General features: G+C 67.1%; 6 protein-coding genes. 4 read left to right on the plus strand and 2 right to left on the minus strand.

Annotation, left to right across the window (positions count from 1 at the left end):
• Together E4O86_RS22095 and E4O86_RS22100 are read right to left on the minus strand one after the other, a co-directional pair.
• Window positions 1-192, minus strand: a 192-nt coding sequence (locus tag E4O86_RS22095; protein WP_205521046.1) for a hypothetical protein, incomplete at its 3' end; no start/stop codon positions are given.
• Between the two features lie 78 nt (window positions 193-270).
• The gene (locus E4O86_RS22100; RefSeq protein ID WP_161142710.1) at window positions 271-1,755 is read right to left on the minus strand and encodes a biotin carboxyl carrier protein; all 1,485 of its coding nucleotides are present in this window, start codon (window positions 1,753-1,755) and stop codon (window positions 271-273) included.
• Between the two features lie 740 nt (window positions 1,756-2,495).
• On the opposite strand from E4O86_RS22100, the gene E4O86_RS22105 reads away from it, so the two are divergent.
• From E4O86_RS22105 to E4O86_RS22120, 4 genes are all read left to right on the plus strand, one after another.
• Window positions 2,496-3,506, plus strand: a complete 1,011-nt coding sequence (locus E4O86_RS22105) for a TRAP transporter substrate-binding protein (RefSeq protein ID WP_161142711.1) — start codon at window positions 2,496-2,498, stop codon at window positions 3,504-3,506.
• Window positions 3,507-3,699: 193 nt separating this feature from the next.
• Complete coding sequence (locus tag E4O86_RS22110; protein WP_161142712.1) at window positions 3,700-4,257, plus strand: TRAP transporter small permease; 558 nt, start codon at window positions 3,700-3,702, stop codon at window positions 4,255-4,257.
• A 4-nt stretch (window positions 4,258-4,261) separates the two neighbouring features.
• A complete protein-coding gene (locus tag E4O86_RS22115; protein ID WP_161142713.1) occupies window positions 4,262-5,527 on the plus strand; it encodes a TRAP transporter large permease subunit in 1,266 nt (421 codons plus the stop codon).
• Window positions 5,528-5,580: 53 nt separating this feature from the next.
• Window positions 5,581-5,807: hypothetical protein (locus E4O86_RS22120; protein WP_205521047.1), on the plus strand; the 227-nt coding region annotated here is incomplete at its 3' end.

A 5,807-nucleotide genomic window follows, 5' to 3' on the forward strand; every position in this document is an offset into this window, starting at 1 on the left:
CGCCGCGGCGGGCGGAACGGGCGCGGCCGCGACGCCCGAGGCGGCCGGCGCGGGCTCGCCCTTGCCGATCGTGAGCCTGGCGTCGCCGAGCTCCACCTGGAGGAAATCGAGCGAAGAGCGGTCGAGCGTCTCGATCAGGAGGGCGATCTTCCTGACGTCTTCCTCGCTCAGCGGGCCGAACAGATTATTCACGCGTCACCCCGCCGTTCGCATGCGGTACGCTGCCTGCCGGCGCCGCGCGCCGGTATCCCTCTTGTCATGAGTTCCCCCTCAAACGGCCGATGAACGATTGCGGACCACCAGCTGGTCGCCGCCCCGCTGGACCTGCACGTAGCGCACTCCCTTGTGCTTCCCCAGCTCCTCGACGAGCCCCGCGAGCGGCAGGCCGGCATGGTAGCGGCGCGGCGGACCCGCCGCCCGCATCGCCCTGATTTCCTGGTCGCCCTTCATCACGTAGCGCAGGAGCAGCTCCTCGTCGGAGAGATCGGGCCCGCCGAGCTTCTCGCGGATATCCTCCAGCGGCACGTCCATGTTCGGGCGCTTCTTCAGCTCTTCCGCCCGCGGCAGGCTGAGGAACCGGTCCCTCAGGTCCTGGTCCATCCAGGTATATCCCGAATCCTCGCCGAACACGCCGAGGGCATGGAGGAGGACCTCGTCGATGACGAGCTTGTAGCGCTCGCCCTTCGCCACGTTGATGGCGGCCTGCGTCACCACGTACTGGGAGAGCGGCGTGATCATGATCGGATAGCCGAGATCCTTGCGGACCTGCACGCATTCCTCCAGCACCTCGTCGAGCCGGTCCTGGATGCCGAGCTCGGCGAGCTGGTACTTCAGGTTGGAGATGACGCCGCCGGGGACCTGGTGGACATATTGCGCGGCGTCGTGCTCGAGCGGGGCGCCGATCGGCATGCCGTCGGCCCTCGCAAAGGCGGTGAGCCGCTCGGAGACGGATTGCAGCAGCGCATCGTCGACCGAGGTGGAATAGCCGAGGATCCGCGCGTTCCGGGCGACATTCAGCACCGAGGGCTGCGACGGGCCGTTGGCGAGCGGCGGCACGGCCGTGTGGAGGGTGGAGATCCCGAGCCGCATCGCTTCGAGATAGACCATCTCGGCCTGTCCGGTCGTGCAGTGCGAATGCAGCTCGACGGGAATGCCGTCCGCATTGGCGACGATGGTCGGAAGCAGCGTGCGGGCCCGGTCGACGGTGAGAAGCCCGCCCTGGTCCTTGAGGTAGATCGCGTCCGGCTTGAAGGGCAGCAGCCGCCGGGTCGTCTCGGCATAATACGCGTCCGTGTGCCGCGGCGAGATCGTGTAGGAGAGCGCAAGCACGACCTCCAGCCCGACGCCGCGCAGCATCGGCACGATCCAGGGCAGCGCCCGCTTGATCTGGTCGAGCGTGTTGCAGGTCACCTGCATCCGGTCGACCACGCCGAGCTCGGCGAGGTGCCGGTAGTAGAGCTCGATCACGGAGCGGGGCGTGCCGAGTTCGAACGGCAGGATGAAGGCGCCGCCGAGGCCGACCTTCGGGGTCCGGGGCATCTTGCGCGCCAGCACGCGCGCGAGCTCCCAGTAATCCTCCTTCAGGTCGCGGATGCACTTCTTGATGAAGATGCCGAGGATCGGGACCTCGATCGCCTTGAAGCCGGCATTGTCCATGTCCTCCGCAACGGCTTCCATCATGCCGGAGCGCATGCCGAACGCCCAGAGGCTCTGGTGCCCGTCGCGGAATGTCGTGTCGATGAAATCTACGTTCACGGCGTTGTTCTCGTTCAGGATGTCCGGTCGTTCAGGATGCCCGGCCGGTGGCCCGGCCCGAAGATGCCCCCCGCGCGCGCCGTCGGGCAAGGCGCGTGCGTGCGCCTTGCCCGAATTGCAGGTGGCGAAATCCGGACGGCATGTCGATCCCGGGCGTGGGCCCTCCGAAACCTCGAGCGTACCCGGCCCCGGCCGCCGGCGCGCATGGTCCCGGTGAAGGGTGTTTTGCCCGCCATGCCCCTAGCCGCGCTTCGTCCGGACCGCCATCCTGCCGGATGGACAGCCGGTCACCGCCATGGAGCTCGCGCGCCTCGCAAGTTCGTCAGCCTCGGGCGCTGCGCGGGAAGGTGAATTCTTCATCAGCGATCCACAATACCAGATAGCATGCCGTCGAGCCAGAGCCTCGCAGGCTCCCGCCGGCGGCCTCGCTGCGGCAAGATGCGGAAGGGCTTACCTGGGCCCGCGGGGCTGGATTCCGCCACCCGCTATCGACAGAGGCCGGGCAATATGCTGTCCTGACGTCGGAAAGTGGATCAAAAGGGGTTGCTGGCAGCTTCCTATTTGGTACTTTGGATTGCGAATTCGGAAACCTGCTCGCCAGCCGGGGCCGGGCAAGTCCGGTGGGCTCGCCCGGTTCGGACCAAAGAGCGGGACCGATGCGCCGCGACGGTCGGGGCGGCCTGCCCGATCGGCCGGCGCGGCACGTGAATGGGGTTCACTGGGAGGATCTGATCTTGAGAATGCTTTCGAAACGAGCGGTGCTGGCGGCGATGTTCGCCGTCGCCACGGCCGCGATCGGGCGACCTGCGCTAGCGCAGTCGACGGTGCTCATCGGCAACGCGACCGCAAACGACACGCAGGCGGCCGTGAACGACAAGTTCGCCGAGCTGATCACGAAATATTCCGACGGCCGCCTGTCCGCTTCCGCGCGGCATGGCCAGTCGCTCGGCACCAACGTGCAGATGATCGCCGCGCTTCAGGCGGGGTCGCTGCAGGGAATGGTGTTCCCGGCCGGCTTCCTCTCCTCGGCCGTGCCGGAGCTCGCGCTCTTCGACATGCCGTTCCTGCTGCCCGGCGAGCCGGCCAAGATCACCGCCTTCGCCAAGCAGAGCAAGGCGGCGGAGCAGATGAAGGAAGCCGCCGAGAAGAAGGGCGTCCACATCATCGGCTTCCACGGCATCGGCCCGCAGCACCTGCTCACGAAGTTCCCGGTCAATACGGTCGCGGATCTCAAGGGCAAGAAGTTCCGCGTCATCCCCTCGCCGCCGCGCGTCGGCGCCTACCAGGACTGGGGCGTGGTGACGCGCCCGATGGAGCTCGGCGAGGTCTACACCGCGCTGCAGCAGGGCGCGATCGACGGCTTCGCCGATCCCCCGGACGTGCTCTTCAAGATGAAGCACTTCGAGGTGGCCGACCATTACACGATCACCAACCAGTTCGCCTTCGTGTCGAACGTGATCGTCAGCAAGCGCTGGTTCGACGGGCTGCCGAAGGACCTGCAGGACGCCGTGACCAAGGCCGGCACGGACGCCATCGCCTGGGCCGACGAGGCCTACACCAAGGCGCAGGTCTCGAGCCTCCAGGCGCTCGAGGGCAAGATCGAGGTGTCCGAGATGCCGCCCGCCGAGCTCCAGAAGATGAAGGACATGGCCAAGGCCGGCGTGTGGGCGCGCCTGGCCGAGGACAAGCGCCTCGGACCGACGGTCGAGATCCTGAAAGAGGACGTCGAACGCTTCAACAAGGGAACCTGACGGATCGCCGATCCGCCGGGCCGGATCGTCTGCCGCGGCCGCGGCGGGGGCATCGGCCTCCGTCGCGGCAGCCGCGATGAGCGGCAGGCTTCGTGCGCGGTCCGGAAGGTCCGCGAACCCGGCATTCCCCGCCGGGCGGTCTCGGCGGGTGGTCCGGTCAGGCCGGTTTCTGCAAAGGAGGGGTGTCTATCGCATGGCCCAGCGCTCCAGTCCGGGCTTCCTGCACGGCGTCGACCGGATGGTCCACGGCATGGCCCGGGTCGCGGACCAGCTTTCCGCCCTGGTCTGCGCCATCCTGATCCTCGCGACCGCCGTCACGATGGCCGTGTTCCAGATGGGCATCAACATCGTCGGAATCGACGACATCCTGCGCATGCTGCTGATCTGGCTCGTCTATCTCGGCGCCGTATCGCTCTCGCTCGACGGCGACCACATCTCGATGGACGCGGTCTACCAGGTCCTGCCAGACCGGGCCCGCAGGATCGTCGACGTGCTGATTTCGCTGTTCGGCATCGGGCTTTCGCTGTTCGTCGCGAAGTTCGGCCTCGACAGCATGCTGACGGACATCGATTACGAGATGACGCTCCCGAGCGGCTACCTGCCCGAATGGCCGCAATCGCTCGCCATCCCCCTCTGCTTCGCGCTGATGGCGGTGGCCTATCTCAGCTATCTCCTCTCCGTGCTCACGGGACGCCGCTACCGCGACAGCGGGCGGGCCGACGAGCTGACTGAGCTGACGAAGGGCTCGTAGTCGCGTGTGGGCGCTCATTGCGATCGGGGCCGTCGCGCTCCTGATACTCGGGATTCCGATGTGGATGATCTTCCTGCTGATGGCCATCACGGCCATGCAGTGGGAGGGGGTCTCCATGGAGGTGGTGATCCAGGGCCTCACCGGCGGGATCAACCAGCTCGTCCTCCTCGCCGTGCCAGGCTTCATCTTCGCGGGCAGCGTCATGGGCCAGGGCGGCATGGCGCTCCGCCTGGTGAACTGGATCTCGGCGCTGCTCGGGCGCGTGCCCGGGGGCATGTCGCTCACGACCGTCGCGGCCGCCGAGCTGTTCGGGGCGATCTCGGGCTCGAGCGCCGCCACCGTCGCCGCGCTCGGCAAGATCCTCTACCAGGCGCTCCTCAACAACGGCTACGGCAGGCATTTCTCGATCGGGCTCATCACCTCCGCCGGCGCGATCGCGATCATCATCCCGCCGAGCATCACCATGATCCTCTTCTCGGTGATGACCGACGCCTCGGTCGGCAAGCTGTTCCTGGCCGGCGTGCTGCCCGGCATCGTGGTCGGCCTCGCGGCCATGGCCTATTGCGTGTGGTACGCGCTCCGGCACCGGATCACCTCGGGCCGGACCTGGGATCTCGGCGAGATCGCCCGCACCTCGCGCGAGGTGCTCTGGACGCTCGGCGCGCCGGCCGTCATCTTCGTCGGCATCTATGGCGGGTTCGCGACGCCGACCGAGGCCGCCATGGCGGTCTCCGCCTATGCCGTCTTCGTCAGCGTCTTCATCTATCGCGAGCTCAGCTGGCGCCAGGTCTGGTCGATCACCCGCGACACGGCGCGGCTCACCGCCAAGGTCTTCATCATCGTGGCGGCCTCGAGCGTGTTCTCCTGGATCCTGACCGCCGACCAGATCCCGCTGAAGATGGTCGCCTTCATCGAGCAGTACCAGCTCTCGCCGATCGTCCTGCTGCTGCTCATCAACCTCATTCTGCTGATCGTCGGCATGTTCATGGACCCGAATTCCGCCGTGGTCCTGTTCACGCCGCTGCTCTGGCCGCTCGCCCAGCATGCCGGGGTCGACCTCATCCATTTCGGCATCATCTTCACGGTCAACCTGGCGATCGGGATGTTCTCGCCGCCCTTCGGGCTGAACATCTTCGTCAGCAGCAGCATCTTCAACATTTCGTCGACGGAGGTCATCCGCGGGCTGGCCCCGTTCTTCTTCGTCTATCTGGTCGCGCTCGCGATCATCACCTACGTGCCGGCGATCTCGCTGGCGCTGCCCAACTGGTGAGGCCGGGCCGGGCAGGCGAATCGATCCGAGTTCTATGTTGAAAGAGGTGATTGGTGAGTATCTCGGTTGAAGAGATTCAGGAGATCCTGAGAATCTATCTGGAATCCGACCTCCAGGATCTCCGGCTGGAGATCGGCAATGTCCGGCTGGCGGTGAGCCGGAGCGGGACGGCCGCGCCCTTCGCGCCGCTTCCCGCCGCGGTCCAGAGCGCGCCCGCCGCTGTCCAGAGCGCTCCCGCCGCCGCCTCGGCGGACGCGCCTGCCGCCCTTCCGCCGGCGCC

Origin of the sequence: Propylenella binzhouense (genome assembly GCF_009866965.1) — a bacterium.
In the GTDB taxonomy this organism is placed as follows: domain Bacteria; phylum Pseudomonadota; class Alphaproteobacteria; order Rhizobiales; family Afifellaceae; genus Propylenella; species Propylenella binzhouense.